10 protein-coding genes are annotated in these 13,313 nt (G+C 65.6%); 8 read left to right on the plus strand and 2 right to left on the minus strand.

Annotated elements, in window-relative coordinates:
* Nucleotides 1-65 precede the first annotated feature (65 nt).
* The 5 genes from AC3CD9_RS02330 to AC3CD9_RS02350 all read left to right on the plus strand — a co-directional run bounded on the left by AC3CD9_RS02330 (nt 66) and on the right by AC3CD9_RS02350 (nt 6,708).
* Nucleotides 66-1,331 carry a glycosyltransferase gene (locus AC3CD9_RS02330; protein ID WP_488366120.1) on the plus strand — a complete coding sequence of 422 codons (1,266 nt, stop codon included), beginning with the start codon at nt 66-68 and terminating at the stop codon, nt 1,329-1,331.
* Nucleotides 1,324-3,540 carry an ArnT family glycosyltransferase gene (locus AC3CD9_RS02335; RefSeq protein ID WP_488366121.1) on the plus strand — a complete coding sequence of 739 codons (2,217 nt, stop codon included), beginning with the start codon at nt 1,324-1,326 and terminating at the stop codon, nt 3,538-3,540. Before AC3CD9_RS02330 ends, AC3CD9_RS02335 begins: the two co-directional genes overlap by 8 nt.
* 15 nt (nt 3,541-3,555) lie before the next feature.
* Nucleotides 3,556-4,272, plus strand: a complete 717-nt coding sequence (locus tag AC3CD9_RS02340; protein WP_488366123.1) for a response regulator transcription factor — start codon at nt 3,556-3,558, stop codon at nt 4,270-4,272.
* Nucleotides 4,269-5,804 carry a sensor histidine kinase gene (locus AC3CD9_RS02345; protein ID WP_488366125.1) on the plus strand — a complete coding sequence of 512 codons (1,536 nt, stop codon included), beginning with the start codon at nt 4,269-4,271 and terminating at the stop codon, nt 5,802-5,804. The genes AC3CD9_RS02340 and AC3CD9_RS02345 overlap by 4 nt, the downstream gene beginning before the upstream one ends.
* 91 nt (nt 5,805-5,895) lie before the next feature.
* Nucleotides 5,896-6,708, plus strand: a complete 813-nt coding sequence (locus AC3CD9_RS02350; protein ID WP_488366126.1) for a hypothetical protein — start codon at nt 5,896-5,898, stop codon at nt 6,706-6,708.
* Between the two features lie 98 nt (nt 6,709-6,806).
* Here the strand turns inward: AC3CD9_RS02350 and katG are convergent, their stop codons facing one another.
* Together katG and AC3CD9_RS02360 are read right to left on the minus strand one after the other, a co-directional pair.
* Nucleotides 6,807-9,014 (minus strand): catalase/peroxidase HPI, encoded by a 2,208-nt coding sequence (gene katG / locus AC3CD9_RS02355; RefSeq protein ID WP_488366127.1) that lies wholly within the window; start codon nt 9,012-9,014, stop codon nt 6,807-6,809.
* A gap of 121 nt (nt 9,015-9,135) precedes the next feature.
* A complete protein-coding gene (locus tag AC3CD9_RS02360) occupies nt 9,136-9,612 on the minus strand; it encodes a Fur family transcriptional regulator (RefSeq protein WP_488366128.1) in 477 nt (158 codons plus the stop codon).
* Nucleotides 9,613-10,168: 556 nt separating this feature from the next.
* On the opposite strand from AC3CD9_RS02360, the gene rpsL reads away from it, so the two are divergent.
* From rpsL to fusA, 3 genes are all read left to right on the plus strand, one after another.
* Nucleotides 10,169-10,543, plus strand: coding sequence for a 30S ribosomal protein S12 (rpsL, locus tag AC3CD9_RS02365; RefSeq protein ID WP_025777935.1), 375 nt, complete (start codon nt 10,169-10,171; stop codon nt 10,541-10,543).
* A complete protein-coding gene (gene rpsG / locus AC3CD9_RS02370; protein WP_039206341.1) occupies nt 10,543-11,013 on the plus strand; it encodes a 30S ribosomal protein S7 in 471 nt (156 codons plus the stop codon). The genes rpsL and rpsG overlap by 1 nt, the downstream gene beginning before the upstream one ends.
* A gap of 99 nt (nt 11,014-11,112) precedes the next feature.
* Complete coding sequence (gene fusA / locus AC3CD9_RS02375) at nt 11,113-13,218, plus strand: elongation factor G (RefSeq protein ID WP_488366130.1); 2,106 nt, start codon at nt 11,113-11,115, stop codon at nt 13,216-13,218.
* The last annotated feature ends 95 nt before the right edge of the window (nt 13,219-13,313 follow it).

The following is a 13,313-nucleotide window of genomic DNA, read 5'->3' on the forward strand; positions in this document are numbered from 1 at the left end:
CGTCCACAGCCGGGCCACAGCTGCGACCGATGGTGGGCCTAAGCAGGGACGCGAATGTGGTCTCCATGAGATACGAGAGCAGCGCCGGGAACCAGCCCGCAGCGCACCCAGCAGCCCCGTCCCTGCGAACGCCCACGACCGTCGACCTCGTCGTCCCGGTCTACAACGAGGAGGCTTCGCTGGCCGCCTCGATCGAGACTCTCCTGGCCGTCGAACCCTCCAGAGGCACCGAGGTCACGATCATCATCGCCGACAATGCGAGCACGGATGAGACTCCCATCATCGCCGCGACCCTGGCGGCGACGCATCCGCAGGTCGAATACGTCCGCCTCGAGCAGAAGGGCCGCGGACGCGCATTGAACCAGGTGTGGCAGGCCTCGTCGGCGGACGTCGTCGCCTATACGGACGTGGATCTGGCCACAGACATCCGTGTCCTCGACCCGATGGTCGAGATCATCCGGTCGGGACTGGCCGATGTCGCCATCGCCTCGCGCCTCCAACCCGGTCTTGCGGTCGAGCGCGGGGTCACGCGAGAGATCATCTCCCGCTGCTACAACCGACTGCTCAAGCTCAGCCTCGGTGTCGGGTTCAGCGACGCCCAATGCGGTTTCAAAGCGCTGTCGGCACGGGCTGCGAAGGAACTGCTCCCGCAGGTCGAGGACAGTGAGTGGTTCTTCGACACTGAGCTGCTCGCCCGCGCCGAGTGGGCCGGGTACCGCATCCACGAGTTCGGTACGGACTGGACGGATGACCCTGACTCCTCCGTCGACGTCGTCAGCACGGCGTGGAAGGACATCAAGGGCATCGTCCGGCTGCGCACCGGCGGACGCATCCGGACCAGTCACGAAGTCCCCGCACCGAACACCGGAGCACAGATCCTCCACTTCATCGACGTCGGGATCATCAGCACCGTGCTCTACGCCGTGCTGTTCCTCCTCGGCATCCAATTCGTCTCGGAACCCGCGGCGAACATCCTTGCGCTGCTCCTTTCGACGATCGCGAACACGGCTCTCAATCGAAGCCACACCTTCGGAGTGAGATCTCCGCACCGCCGCCTGACCTCCCAGTTGAAGGGCATGGCGGCCTTCGGCCTGTGCCTGGCCTTCACCTCGGCAGGTCTGGCCGTCGCCGATGGTTTCACCGGGCCGTGGGCAACTGTCGGCACGCTCGCCGTGCTGACGGCGGCGAACCTCGCCGCCACCGTGGTCCGGTTCGTGCTCATGCGCACATGGGTCTTCGCCCGCGGTTCCCACCAGAGCGTCCACCGCGCCACCACGACTGCTGTAGCCGGAACGGCGCACCCGAACGACAAGGACATCGACCATGTCTGAGACCCCCACCCGATATGCCCGCACCCGCGGACTGCGACGGCATTGGTACCCGATCACACTCACCGTTCTCACCCTCGGCACGATCGCGGCATTCCTCGCCAACCTCAGCGCCAACGGGTGGGCGAACTCCTTCTATGCGGCGGCCGTGCAGGCCGGTTCGGAGAACTGGGAGGCGTTCCTCTTCGGCTCCCTCGACTCGGCGAACGCGATCACCGTCGACAAACCCCCGGCCTCCCTATGGCTGATGGCCCTGAGCGCCCGCGTCTTCGGCTTCTCATCGTTCTCGATGCTCCTGCCCCAGGTCCTCCTGGCCGGGGTGAGCGTGCTCCTCATCGTCCATTCGATGCGGCTGAGCCTGCGGCACCATGTCGGACCAGGGCTTGAGAAGGCCGCCGCTCTGGGGGCCGGCGCGATCTTCGCCGTCTCCCCGGTCGTGGCGCTGATGTTCCGGTTCAACAACCCGGACGCGCTGCTGGTGACCCTGATGATCGGTGCGGTCGTCGCGACCCAGCACGCCCTGCGCACGCTCACCGAGGCCCACCGGCGACGCTCGGCCCTCCGCATCGTCGGCTGGCTCGTCCTCGCCGGAGTCTGCCTCGGGCTGGGCTTCCTGACCAAACAGTTCCAGGTCCTCCTCATCGTCCCCGGCCTCGCTGTGGCCTGGGTGCTCTTCGCCCGCACCTCCTGGCCACGTCGTCTGCTGTGGCTGCTCGTCCCGCTTGGGTCGATGATCGTCAGCGCCGGCTGGTGGATCGCCCTCGTCGAGCTCACTCCCGCCGGCTCCCGACCCTACGTCGGCGGCTCCCAGTCGAACTCCTTCCTCGAACTCACCTTCGGCTACAACGGCTTCGGACGGCTGACCGGCAACGAGACCGGGTCCGTCGGCGGAGGAGGCGGCCAGGGCGGCGGATGGGGCGAGACGGGCATCACCCGCCTGTTCACCGGCAGCTTCGGCCAGCAGGTGTCGTGGTTCCTGCCCACCGCACTATTCCTCCTGATCGTGACGGTCGTTCTCCTCATCCTCGCCGAGGCGGCCCGCCGTCGCCGTGTCCCCACCGTCACGGACGGAACCGTTCCGACCGGAACACGTTCGACGGACACCATCCCGGACACCGTCACGGACGGTGACAAGGACACTGGCCGTGCGGTGCGCTCGTCCGCCGCAATCGGCACGGGCAGCCTCGGCGCGGGACTGCTCATGTGGGGTGCATGGCTGACCGTCACGTGGCTCGTGCTGTCGAATATGAACGGGATCGTCCACGAGTACTACACGGTTGCGCTCATTCCCGCGATCGCCGCCGTCATCGGCCTCGGCGTCGCCGTGCTGCTCGCCCATGACGGGTTCCTCCCACGTCTGCTCCTGGCGGTGGCTTGGGCCCTGACCGGAGCGTGGCAGTTCATCATCAGCTCGCAGATGACCGGGTTCCCGGGCGTCCTGCGCTGGTGCGTGCTCATCGTCTCGATCCTCGGCGCTCTGGTCCTCATCGTCACCGCACACCGGCGGATCGGCACGGCGCTCGCCTCGGTGCTCGTCGCGCTGGCCATCCTCGGCAGCGCTGCGATTCCGGCTCAGCTGGCCGTGCGCACGATCGCCGGGACGACGCAGGGTTCGATCGTCACGATCGCCGGCACGAGCTCGGGCATGGGCGGTGGACCCGGCGGTGGCGGAATGCCCGGCGGCGGAGCCAGGCCCGGCGGAGGCGCCGACGGCACGGATGGCACGACCGGCGGTACGCCCGGCGGGACAGGCAATTCCGAAGCCGGCACGGGCGGCACCGGGGGGATGCCCGGCGGCGCCAAGACAGACGGCGGCACCGGCGGCGGAGGCGGAATGAGCGGTCTGCTCAACGGCTCCGAACCCTCGGACGAACTCACGCAGCTGCTCGAACAGGATGCCGCGGACTACACATGGGTGGCTGCGACGACCGGAGCGAATCAGGCGGCGGGATATCAGCTCGCGCTCGAAGAGCCCGTGATGGCGATCGGCGGGTTCAACGGCACCGATCCTTCGCCGACCCTCGCCGAGTTCAAACAGCTCGTGGCCGACGGCAAGATCCACTACTACATCGGATCGGGCTCCGGCGGCGGTCAGGGTCCCGGCGGCGGGAACTCGGACTCCGCGTCGTCCCAGATCGCGGCCTGGGTGGAGGCGAACTACGAGGCGACGACCGTCGACTCCGTTTCGCTCTACGATCTCAGCGCGGGTTGAGGGGATAATCGAGCTATGAACCCGACAGCGAATCCGCCGGCGCGCATCCTCATCGTCGACGACGAGGCGAACCTCTCCGAGCTCCTCGTCATGGCCTGCCACGTCAGAGGTTGGGAAGCCGAGGGCGTCGGCACCGGCCGCGAGGCCGTGGCGCTGGCCAGGAGCGAACGCTTCGACGCCATCGTCCTCGACGTCATGCTGCCCGACCTCGACGGGTTCGCCGTGATCGAGAAGATCCGAGCCGAGGGCATCGACACTCCGGTGGTCTTCCTCTCTGCCAGAGACGAGGTCGACGACAGGCTGACGGGTCTGCGGTTGGGCGGGGACGACTACGTAACGAAGCCGTTCAACCTCGATGAGGTCATCGCCCGGATCGAGGTGCGTCTGCGCCGAGGGGTCTCGAACGGTCCGGTCGACGAGGATGATGTGCTGCGCGTGGGTGACCTCGAACTCGACGAACGCTCTCATGAGGTCACCCGGGCCGGCCATCCGATCGAGCTGACGGCTCGCGAATACGAGGTGCTGCTGCTGTTCATGCGCAACCCGCGGGTGGTGCTGTCGAAGGCCCAGATCCTCGACCGCGTGTGGGACTACGACTTCGGCGGCAACGGCAACATCGTCGAACTCTACGTCTCCTACCTGCGGAAGAAGATCGACACCCCGTTCCCCGACCTGCCGAACCTCTTCCACACCAAGCGCGGAGCCGGCTACATCATGCGGGCGGAACAGTGACTCTGCGTCGCTGGCGGCTGCAGACGAGGCTCATCGTCCTCGCCGGTCTCGTCCTCCTCCTCGTCGGCGCCGGAATCGGCACCGCCTCCTGGCTGAGCGTGCGCGGATCTCTGATGACCGACCTCGACGCCCAGCTGACTTCGATGACCTCACATGCACGCTCGGGTGACGGCCCCGGTGCGGGCCCCGGGACGAGCGGCAATCCGGGCACCTCCGGTGGGGGCGACGACTCGATGGCGGCGGTCGATTCGGCTCTGCGCTATCTCTTCCAGCCGGGGGTCGGCGACGGAGCTCTCGTCGTCGTCGATTCCGGCGACGGGGGAGAGGGGCTCATCGCCGAGGCGGGGCTGACCCGTCCGCGCTCTTTGTCCGCCGAAGCGATCGATGCCCTGCTCGACGTCGATGCTCACGGCGGCGAATCCGCCCATGAGTCCGTGCGGGTGCCCGGGTTCGGTGCCTACCGGGTCGTGGCCTTCGATGACGGCGCAACCACCACCGTCTACGGTGTCCCGCAGGGCAGTGTCGATTCCGCGCTCGAACGCACCGCCTGGACGACCGCGATCGTCGTCCTCATCGGCGTCATCGCCACAGCCGCGCTCATGGCTGTGATCATCCACCGCCAGCTGCGGGACCTGCGCGACGTTGCCCGCACTGCCAGGGAGGTCACCGACCTGGAGCTGAGCGCCGGCAAACCCGAGCTCGCGCTGCGGGTTCCCGCCGAGCTGGCGGTGCCGGGCACGGAGGTCGGCGATGTGGGAGCCTCGGTCAATCGGATGCTCGACCACGTCGGCTCCGCCCTCGAGGAGCGCTACCGCGGCACGGAGCAGATGCGCCGCTTCGTCGCCGACGCCTCCCATGAGCTGCGCACTCCGATCGCGACGATCCGCGGCTGGGCCGACCTCACCCGCCCGTACCGTGATGATCTGCCCGCCGAGGTGGCCACCTCCTTGGGCAAGATCGATTCCGGAGCGATGCGGATGTCCTCCCTCGTCGATGATCTCCTCCTCCTCGCCCGACTCGAAGCCGGCCGCCAGCCGACGAGGGAGGACACCGTCGACGTCTCCTCCCTGCTCGTCGAACTCGTCGAGGACGCCCATGTGGTCAATCCCGACCATTCGATCTCCCTCGATGTTCCCCCGGAGGCCCTCGAGGTGCGCGGAGCAGCCGATCAGGTCCGTCGGGTCGTATCGATCGTGCTCACCAACGCCTGTGTGCACACGCCCCCGGGCACCAGCGTGCACGTCGAGGCACTGGCGGCCCGGAAGCCGGTCTCCGGGCAGCTGCCCAGCGATGTCGTGGCGATCCGCATCAGCGACGACGGTGGGGGCATTCCGCCCGAGATCCGGGACCGGGTCTTCGACCGCTTCGTGCGTGGAGACCCCTCGCGGGCACGGCAGGACGGAGCCAAGGGAGGTTCCTCGGGGCTGGGACTGTCGATCGCCACCGGACTCGTCGAACTCATGCGCGGCGGCATCTCGATGTCGACCACGGACGCTGGTACGAGCTTCGAGCTGCGCCTGCCTGCCGCCTGAGGCGAGTCGCACAGGTTGGCCACAGGCACGACTGGGAGGGGCTACAGCGAGTCGGCGGAGAGTGGAATCACCGACAACCAGAGGAGATTCCATGACCGAGAACCAGAACCCCGACCAGAACCCCAATCCGGACCGCAACCACGCGGAGAACACAGCGTCGGGCCCGAACGCCGCTGACAGCACCCGTAGGGTCGAAGCTCAGGAGGGCATGGCAGGACCTCATGCCGGACCCAACTGGGCGATGCAATCGGATCCGGGAGTCCCGGGCAGGGCTAACGAATGGGGCGAGCAGACGACCCGCTCGGCACCCGATCCGCGGGCCGGGAGCCCGGAGGGACAGCGGCCGTGGGTGAACCCCTATGACCGGTCCGCTCCGATCGCCCAGTCCGGCGGTTCCGAGGGACCACGCAAGCAGAAGCGACGCGTCCCGCTCATCCCCGCAGTGCTCGCCGGATCGGCTCTCTTCGTCGTCGGCGGTCTCGCCGGAGGAGCGATCGGTGCATCGGTGGCCATGGCGACGAACGATTCGGGGACGAGCCAGGGGCCGGGAGGCCAGAACGGACCCGGCGGAATGGGCGGCCAACAGGGCGGTGCTCAGGATGGCGGCGGACAGTCGAATGGCGGCGGAATGCCCGGAGGACAATCGAACGGCGGAGGCATGCCCGGCGGACAGGCCAACGGAATGCAGGGTAATCAGAGCGGCAGCGCCGACTCCGGGAGCTCCTCTGACGGATCCAGCTCGGACGGAACCAGCTCGGACGGCAGCGCCTCGGGCTCCGACGGATCGGACGCGAGCGCTGACACCACCTCGGCGGACACCGACGAGACAACGATCGAGAACGCAGCCGTCACGCACTTCGACAGGATCTTCACCGGATTCGCCGTCCTCAACCGGGAGGAGTGAACGCCGCCTGATATCGGCGAAGCAAAGACGATGCCCCCACCGATCGGTGGGGGCATCGTCATGCTGCCGCGTCGGTCACCTCGGTGACCGTCGCCGGATCAGCGCTTGAGGTCGAAGCGGTCGGCTTCGACGAGCTTCGTCCAGGCCTTGACGAAGTCGGCGGCGAACTTCTCGTTCGCGTCATCCGAGCCGTAGACCTCGGCGATCGCGCGCAGCTCGGAGTTCGCTCCGAACAGGAGGTCGATCCGGCTGCCGGTCCACAGCTTCTCGCCCTCGGGGGAGAAGCACTCGTAGACATTGGCCGTCTCTGACGGTCCGACAGGCTTCCAGACGTTGCCGAGGTCGAGCAGATTGACGAAGAAGTCGTTCGTCAGCTCGCCGGGGCGGTCGGTGAAGACACCGAGTTCGGAGTCCTCGTAGTTCGCACCGAGGACGCGGAGTCCGCCGATGAGGACCGTGAGCTCCGGCGGGGTCAGACCCAGCAGGCTGGCCTTGTCGAGCAGGAGGTACTCGGCCTTGAGCGGAAGCCCCTCGGCGAGGTAGTTGCGGAAACCGTCGTGAGTCGGCTCGAGGTAGCCGAACGAGTCGACATCGGTCTGCTCCTGGGTGGCGTCGCCGCGACCGGTGGAGACCGGAACCGTGATCGGGTGACCGGCTGCCGCGGCAGCGATCTCGACTCCGACGGCACCGGCGATCGCCAGCACATCGGCAAACGACGCGCCGGTGGACTCGGCGATGCCCTCGAGCACGGGAAGCACCTCGGCGAGCTTGGCAGGTTCATTGGCCTCCCAGCTGCGCTGCGGTTCGAGACGGAGTCGACCTCCGTTGACGCCGCCGCGCATGTCCGAGACGCGGTGGGACGAGGCCGCGGCCCATGTCGTCGACACGAGCTGCGAGACGGTCAGCCCGGACTCGCGGACGGAGGCCTTGACGGCTTCGAGGCCGGCGTCATCAAGCGGGGTGCCGGCCGGAACCGGGTCCTGCCAGATGAGCTCCTCGCTCGGAGCTTCGGGGCCGAGGTAACGGGTCGCCGGGCCCATATCGCGGTGGGTGAGCTTGAACCAGGCGCGAGCGAAAGCATCTTCGAACGCCTTCTGGTCGTCCTTGAAGCGGCGCGAGATCTTCTCGTACGCCGGGTCGAAGCGCAGCGACAGGTCGGTCGTGAGCATACGGGGCTCGCGGCGTCCGTCGCCCTGGGCCATGGGGACCATATCGTCCCCGCCGCCGTCCTTGGGCCGCCACTGCAGGTGTCCGCCTTCGTTCTCGAAGACCTCCCACTCGTAGGCGAAGAGAATGTGGAAGAACTCGTTGTCCCAGCGGGTCGGGTGGTAGGTCCACGTGACCTCGATGCCCGAGCCGATGGAGTCGTTGCCCTGCCCCGTGCCGAAATCGGATTTCCAGCCCAGGCCCTGCTCTTCGAGCGGAGCGGCTTCCGGATCGGTTCCCTTGTGCGATTCGGGACCGGCACCGTGCGTCTTGCCGAAGGTGTGTCCGCCGGCGATGAGAGCGACGGTCTCCTCGTCGTTCATGGCCATGCGTCCGAAGGTCTCACGGATGTCGATCGCGGCCTTGACCGGATCGGGTTCGCCCTCGGGGCCCTCGGGGTTGACGTAGATGAGGCCCATGGTGGTCGCCGCCAGAGGCTTCTGCAGCTCACGGTTGCCCACGTAGCGCTTGTCGGTGCCCAGCCATTCGGTCTCGGAGCCCCAGTACACATCGTTGTCGGGTTCCCAGACGTCCTTGCGGCCGCCCGCGAAGCCGAAGGTCTTGAAGCCCATCGATTCGAGAGCGACGTTGCCGGCGAGGATGAAGAGGTCGGCCCATGAGATCTTCTTGCCGTACTTCTTCTTCACCGGCCACAGCAGACGGCGAGCCTTGTCAAGCGAAACGTTGTCAGGCCAGGAGTTCAGAGGCGCGAAGCGCTGCTGACCCTCGCCGCCGCCTCCGCGGCCGTCCTGCACGCGATAGGTGCCGGCCGAGTGCCAGGCCATGCGGATCATGAACGGACCGTAGTGTCCGAAATCAGCGGACCACCAGTCCTGGTTGTCCTTCTGCAGGGCTTCGATGTCTGCCTTGAGCTGGTAGTAGTCGAGGCTGTTGAACTCTGCGTCGTAGTCGAAGTCAGGATCCATGGGGTCGCGTGCCGGCTGCCCCTTGGCGAGGATCTTGAGGTTGAGGCGGTTGGGCCACCACTGAGCGTTGGCATCGCCCTGAACGGGGTTGACCAGCTGGTCGGATTCCGGCGCCGTCGCCGGCTCCGTACTGGTGTGGACGACTGGGCAGCCGCCGGTGGTCGGAGTGGTCATTGTGTTCCTTTCACAGTCGAGCCGCGGTCGACGACTCGGATGACGGGATGAGCCGCCCTCGTAAAGAGGGCATAGTCGTGTCCTCGGGAGAAGACGGGTGATGGCGAACGGAAGCCCGGAGTCACACGGTCGAGAGCTGATCGTCGCCGGTCAGCTGAGCACCGGTGGCCGTGCAGTCGGGGCACAGGCCCCAGAATGTCACTTCGGCCTGATCGATGACGAAGCCGGCATCGTTGGACGGGGTCAGGCACGGGGCCTGACCGATCGTGCAGTCGACATCGACGATGAGACTGCATGACCGGCACACCAGGTGATGGTGATTGTCCCCGATGCGGCGCTCGTACCGAGCCACAGAGCCCGAAGGCTTGATGCAGCGGAGGAGCCCTACCTCGGTGAGAGTGTGGAGCGAGTCATAGACAGCTTGGTGGGAGACCGCCGGCAGCGATTCCCGCACCGAGCGGATGACGCTCTCGGTATCCGCATGCGGATGATCGCGCACGGCATCGAGGACTGCGACCCGCTGTTTCGTCACACGCAGTGACGTCTGACGCAGAGCCGCGGCAGCGTCTTCGTCGTGTTCATGCTTCGTCCCGTTCACAGCAACAGAATGCCTGCTTCTTTTGAATGAGTCAAGGAAAGTATGGATCAGCCCTCGCCGAGGCGGCCGCCCGGTCACGCTGTGAGTGCGGGAGTCCGGGTGGTGCGGTTCGCCGGCAGTCGAGGAGTATGTTGCGGTTCCGTGTCGTCCGAGGTGAGAGACGTGGTCCTCGCGGCTCGCGATGTGCTGCGTGATTTCCGCGGCAGGGCGGGGTATGATGGCTGACCGCCATTTTGACCAGACGTGCTCGAGAGAGATATTCTGGTAGGCGACTGATTGTGTTATCTGCGTCGTCGATCGATCCTGCCGGGTGTTCTGTGAGGCCCGGAATCCTTGAGAGAAGTCGTCGCTGCAGGCCGCCGAGAAGTCGTCGCTGCGCTTCCGTGTCCTTGCGACACACCCGGGCGCAGGGGTCGGTGACTCGCGTGGTTACTGGCATCGGGAGCCAAGCTTCACCCGGTGTCCGGTCGGATATGTCCCACGGTTCACAGAGACGACTGCGGTCGTGGCCGAAATTGGGAATTAGGTCTATCGAGAAGCAAATGGAGAACGCTTAGTGCCGACTATCCAACAGCTCGTCCGCAAGGGACGGCATGTCAATACAGCAGGATCGGACGCTCCTGCCCTCAAGGGCAGCCCGCAGCGTCGTGGAGTGTGCACCCGTGTGTACACCACTACCCCCAAGAAGCCGAACTCGGCTCTTCGCAAGGTCGCTCGTGTCAAGCTTTCGAGCCAGATCGAGGTGACCGCATACATTCCGGGCGAGGGACACAACCTGCAGGAGCACTCGATCGTGCTCGTGCGCGGTGGCCGCGTCAAGGATCTGCCCGGTGTTCGCTACCGGATCGTCCGCGGTTCGCTCGACACCCAGGGTGTCAAGGGTCGCCAGCAGGCCCGCAGCAAGTACGGTGCGAAGAGGGAGAAGAAGTAATGCCACGTAAAGGTCCTGCACCCAAGCGACCGATCGTCGTTGACCCGGTCTTCAGCTCACCGCTCGTCACGCAGCTGATCAACAAGATCCTGCTCGACGGCAAGCGCTCGACCGCAGAGCGGATCGTCTACGGTGCCCTCGAAGGCACCCGCGAGAAGAACGGCAACGACCCCGTTGTCAACCTGAAGAAGGCTCTCGACAACATCCGTCCGTCCCTCGAGGTCCGCTCCCGCCGTGTCGGCGGTGCGACCTACCAGGTGCCGATTGATGTTCGTCCGGCTCGTTCGACCACTCTGGCTCTGCGGTGGCTCGTGGGATACTCCCGCCAGCGCCGTGAGAAGACCATGACCGAACGACTCATGAATGAGATCCTGGATGCCGGCAACGGCCTCGGCGCAGCAGTCAAGCGCCGCGAGGACACTCACAAGATGGCCGAGTCCAACAAGGCCTTCGCCCACTACCGCTGGTAATCGCCTGCCCTGTGCGCCGGTCGGCGGACCTCGTCCGCGAGTTCTGTCGGCCGGCAGCGCAGGGGAGTCGAGCAAATCATCGATTGAGAGAGAGACACCGTGGCACTTGACGTGCTCAGCGACCTGAACAAGGTCCGTAATATCGGCATCATGGCCCACATCGATGCCGGTAAGACAACTACGACCGAACGCATCCTCTTCTACACCGGCGTGAACTACAAGATGGGCGAGACCCACGACGGCGCCGGCACCATGGACTGGATGGACCAGGAGAAGGAACGCGGCATCACGATCACGTCGGCCGCGACGACCTGCTACTGGGACGACAACCAGATCAACATCATCGACACCCCCGGTCACGTTGACTTCACGGTCGAGGTCGAGCGTTCGCTGCGCGTCCTCGACGGCGCTGTCGCTGTGTTCGACGGCAAGGAGGGCGTTGAGCCCCAGTCCGAGACCGTGTGGCGTCAGGCCGACAAGTACGATGTTCCGCGCGTCTGCTTCGTCAACAAGATGGACAAGCTCGGTGCTGACTTCTACTTCACCGTCGACACCATCAAGGAGCGCCTCGGCGCGAAGCCGCTGGTCATCCAGCTGCCGATCGGTGCCGAAAGCGACTTCGCCGGTGTCGTCGACTTGCTTGAGATGAAGGCCTACGTCTGGCCCGATGAGACCAAGATGGGTCAGGACATGACCGAGGTCGAGATCCCCGAGGATCTCAAGGACAAGGCTGTTCAGTACCGTGCGCAGCTCGTCGAGGACGTCGCCGAGAGCTCGGAAGAGCTCATGGAGAAGTACCTCGAGGGCGAAGAGCTCACGACGGCTGACGTCAAGGCCGGTATCCGCGAACTCGTCATCAAGTCCGAGGCCTTCCCGGTCATGTGCGGTTCCGCGTACAAGAACAAGGGCGTGCAGCCCATGCTCGACGCGGTCATCGACTACCTCCCGTCGCCGCTCGACGTGCCTCCGATGATCGGTCACAACCCGAACAACGACGAAGAGGAACTGACCCGCAAGCCTTCGACGGACGAGCCGTTCTCGGCTCTGGCCTTCAAGGTCGCCTCCCACCCGTTCTTCGGCTCGCTGACCTATGTGCGCGTGTACTCCGGTCACGTCAAGTCCGGTGAGCAGGTGCTCAACACCTCGTCGGGCAAGAAGGAGCGCGTCGGCAAGCTCTTCCAGATGCACTCCAACAAGGAGAACCCTGTCGAAGAGGCGTTCGCCGGCCACATCTACGCCTTCATCGGTCTCAAGGAGACCACGACGGGTGACACCCTCAGCGACCCGGCGAACCCGATCGCTCTCGAATCGATGACCTTCCCGGAGCCTGTGATCTCCGTGGCCATCGAGCCGAAGACCAAGGGCGACCAGGAGAAGCTGTCCTCGGCCATCCAGAAGTTCGTCAAGGAAGACCCGACCTACCAAGTCGAGCTTGACGACGAGACCGGCCAGACCGTCATCCGCGGAATGGGCGAGCTGCACCTCGACATCCTTGTCGACCGCATGCGTCGCGAGTTCAAGGTCGAGGCGAACGTCGGCAAGCCGCAGGTCGCCTACCGTGAGACCATCCGCCGCACTGTCGAGAAGTACGATTACACCCACAAGAAGCAGACGGGTGGATCGGGACAGTTCGCTAAGGTGCAGGTCACCTTCGAGCCCCTCGAGGTCGAAGGCGATACGATTTACGAGTTCGAGAATGCCATCACGGGCGGACGCGTTCCGCGCGAGTACATTCCGAGCGTCGACGCCGGCATCCAGGACGCCATGCAGTTCGGTGCCCTCGCCGGTTACCCCATGGTGGGTGTCAAGGCCACTCTGGTCGACGGCGCCTACCACGATGTCGACTCTTCGGAGATGGCATTCAAGATCGCCGGTTCGATGGTCTTCAAGGAGGCCGTCCAGCGGGCGAACCCGGTTCTTCTCGAACCGGTCATGGACGTCGAGGTGCGTACCCCTGAGGAATACATGGGTGACGTCATCGGCGACCTGAATTCCCGGCGTGGACAGATTCAGTCGATGGACGATGCTTCCGGCGTGAAGGTCGTCAAGGCTGTGGTCCCGCTCTCGGAGATGTTCGGTTACATCGGTGATCTGCGGTCGAAGACCCAGGGCCGTGCGGTGTACTCGATGACGTTCTCCAGCTATGCGGAGGTCCCGAAGGCTGTTGCCGAGGAGATCATCCAGAAGGTGCGCGGCGGAGAGTAATCTCCGAATTCCGGTCGCCCCGGTGATCAAGAACATGGTCGCCGGAATGAAAGATAACCAACAAAAGGTCTAAGATATGAACCGCATATCTTTTG

This window comes from Brevibacterium sp. MGP-B1, assembly GCF_057766545.1.